The organism is Streptomyces sp. E2N166, from assembly GCF_003671715.1.
In the GTDB taxonomy this organism is placed as follows: Bacteria; Actinomycetota; Actinomycetes; order Streptomycetales; family Streptomycetaceae; genus Streptomyces; species Streptomyces thinghirensis.
In genome coordinates this window covers 493,449-495,682 of sequence record NZ_RAIF01000025.1, presented here as the reverse complement: position 1 = coordinate 495,682, position 2,234 = coordinate 493,449, and the positions used below count along the sequence as shown (strand labels likewise).

The 2,234-nt window shown below is 73.3% G+C and carries 2 protein-coding genes and 2 pseudogenes; 1 reads left to right on the top strand and 3 read right to left on the bottom strand.

The features are described 5' to 3' along the window. Nucleotides 1-369 (bottom strand): annotated as a pseudogene (locus tag EBH09_RS37925) (hypothetical protein); the annotation flags it as partial. Between the two features lie 174 nt (nucleotides 370-543). Between EBH09_RS37925 and EBH09_RS20350 the strand changes: the two are divergent. Further along, entirely contained in the window at nucleotides 544-1,206 is a 663-nt protein-coding gene (locus EBH09_RS20350; RefSeq protein WP_121748389.1) for a phosphatase PAP2 family protein, read from the top strand. 43 nt (nucleotides 1,207-1,249) lie between these two features. On the opposite strand, the gene EBH09_RS20345 is transcribed toward EBH09_RS20350, so the two are convergent. Together EBH09_RS20345 and EBH09_RS39095 are read right to left on the bottom strand one after the other, a co-directional pair. Continuing rightward, nucleotides 1,250-1,921, bottom strand: a complete 672-nt coding sequence (locus EBH09_RS20345; RefSeq protein ID WP_121748388.1) for a response regulator transcription factor — start codon at nucleotides 1,919-1,921, stop codon at nucleotides 1,250-1,252. Then, a pseudogene (locus EBH09_RS39095) lies at nucleotides 1,918-2,234 on the bottom strand (ATP-binding protein); the annotation flags it as partial. The gene EBH09_RS20345 and the pseudogene EBH09_RS39095, both read right to left, overlap by 4 nt.

Genomic DNA, 2,234 nt, shown 5'->3' with positions numbered 1-2,234 from the left:
GGCTCCGTCATTGCCGCCACCGGACTCGCCGCCGCCGGAACCGAACCCGTCGCCGGAGCCGGACCCGTCGCCGGAGCCGGACCCGTCGCCGGAGCCCGAACCGCTGGAGTCCCCGCTCCCCGACTCGTCGCGCCCGCCCGGCGCCTCACTGATCGCCGGCCCGGAACCCGAGGGCCCGGGAGTGATCGAAGGCGCCGGATTCTTGCCGTCGGCGCCGTCCCCGCGGCCTTTGCCGCCGCCACCGCCGCCGGCGACCACGATCCACGTGATCAGCAGCGCCAACAGGGCGAACAGGGACAGCAGTACGGCCCTCCGTCGCCAGTAGATGGAGGAGGGAAGCGGCCCGACCGGATTGCGCAGAGATCCCACGGCGCAAACTGTACGAGAGATCGGCGCGTTCCCTTGTCCCACCCGCCGTTCAAGCCCGCAACTTTTACGGATCATCATTCCGGAGACCGCCCCGGACCCCTGCCGATCGTCAGGTGCCGCACATGTCGATCGCGGGGTGTGACCGAATCACCCGGCCGCCTACCGTCCGTGAGCATGACCTTCGAGGACGACGAGCTGTACCGCGACATCACCGACTTCGCCCACGACACCCCGACATGGGTCCAGCACGCGGCGGAGGTGTGGACGGAGGCGGGCATCCTGGTGTTCGGCGCGCTGTTCGTCGTCGCCTGGTGGCGGTCGCGCCGCGACAGTCCGCACGCGTTCGCGACAGCGGTCCTTGCACCCGTGGCCACGGCTGTGGCGTATGTGTGCAGCGAGCTGCTCAAGTCCGGCTTCGCACAGGAGCGTCCGTGCCGGGCGGTCGCCGAGGCGGTGCCGTCCCTGGCCGCATGCCCACCGCCCGGTGACTGGTCCTTCCCGAGCAACCACGCCACGATAGCGGGCGCTTCGGCCGTCGCCCTCGCTCTGGCCCTGGTCCGGCGGGCGGCCATCTGGATCACGGCCCCGCTCGCCCTGCTGATGGCCTTCTCCCGGGTGTTCGTCGGCGTGCACTATCCGCACGACGTCGCCGCCGGGCTGCTGCTCGGAGCCGTCGTCGCCGCCACGGGCGTACTCCTGGGCAGGCGTCCGGCGACGCGGCTGGCCGAGGCGATGCGCGCGTCGTCGGCCCCCGCGGTGCGGTGGCTGACCGGGCCGGGCCCGGCCGCCGGCACCGCCGTCGACACCGCGTACGTCGCCTCGCACCGGCGGCGCTGAGGCGCGTAGGCGTTAGGCGCGTGGGCGTTAGGCGCGTAGGCGTTCAGGCGTCCGTCTCGACCAGTCCCGCCTCGTACGCGACGATCGCGGCCTGGACCCGGTTGCGTACCTCCAGCCGGTCCAAGACCGCGCTCACGTACGCCTTCACCGTGCCCTCGACGAGGTGCAGCCGGGCGGCGATCTCCGGGTTGGACAGGCCGGCGCCGACGAGACCGAGCACCTCGCGTTCGCGGGGGCTGAGTCGCGCCACACGCGCGCGGGCGTGTTCCTCGCGGGCGAGCCGGCCGCCGCCACCGCCCCTGCCGAGGTCCTCGACGACGTACCGGGCGACCTTCGGAGAGAGGAAGGCGGCGCCCTCGGCCACGGCCCGTACGCCCGCCATCAGTTCGTAGGGGTCACCGGACTTGAGCAGGAAGCCGGTGGCACCGCCGGCCAGGGCCTGGGCCACGTAGGACTGTTCGGAGAAGGTGGTCAGCATGGCGACGGCCGTGCCGGGGACGGTCCGTACGATCTCCCGCGCGGCCGCGAGTCCGTCCAGGCGGGGCATGCGGATGTCCAGCAGGGCGACGTCGGGGCGGTGGGCACGGGCCAGTTCGACCGCCTCGCGGCCGTCCCCCGCCTCGGCGACGACCTCGCTCTCCCCGCCGCTCGCCAGGATGGCGCGCACGCCGGCTCGCACCATCGCCTCGTCGTCGGCCAGCAGTACCCGGATCACCGTGCGGACTCCTCGTGTCGCTCGTACGGATCGCGTCCCGCGCCGGACGGCCCGGCGCGGGGGATGACGTCCTTGGCGGCCAGGCGTCCCTCCTCGTCGAAGCAGAGCCGGAAGTGGTCGACGGAGACGAGGAGTTCGCCACTCGACCGGTAGTAGCGGCAGTCGGCGTCCTTCGGGGGCGCGGGGGCACGTTCGACGGGCGGGTCGTTGACCGCGCGGTCCGGCAGGACGGGGGCGACCGCGCCGTGCGGCGTGCCCAGGCGCAGTTCCGCGTACGCGGCGGGGCTGAGCACCGAGTGCGTCTCGGTGTACG